Source organism: Pseudomonas sp. PME37.24/006, from assembly GCF_055556635.1.
On sequence record NZ_JBVHNL010000125.1, the window covers coordinates 1 to 268 of the forward strand.

1 protein-coding gene is annotated in these 268 nt (G+C 76.5%); it reads right to left on the bottom strand.

What is annotated here, in order from left to right; genetic code table 11:
* Positions 1 to 150 precede the first annotated feature (150 nt).
* Positions 151 to 264 (bottom strand): ATP-binding protein, encoded by a 114-nt coding sequence (locus ACZ3GY_RS24110; RefSeq protein ID WP_465912279.1) that lies wholly within the window; start codon positions 262 to 264, stop codon positions 151 to 153.
* Positions 265 to 268: the final 4 nt, after the last annotated feature.

Genomic DNA, 268 nt, shown 5'->3' on the forward strand with positions numbered 1-268 from the left:
GGACGTTGCGCGCCATCCGAAACACCTCCGGGTCGCCGGGCGGGGAAGCACGGCCGGGGCCCGGACTCCCGACCGGATGCCGACCACGTTACGGGCGCGGGCACCGCCGGGTCACGGTGGTTGCGTGGGCGCACGCGGACCGTTAGGTGCTCATGCGGCCGCGGGGAGCACGACCCACGCCCGCGTGCCGCCCGCGGGCGACTCGTCCAGTCCGATGTGGCCGCCGTGCGCCTGTGCGATGCGCCGGCAGGTGGCCAGCCCGATGCCG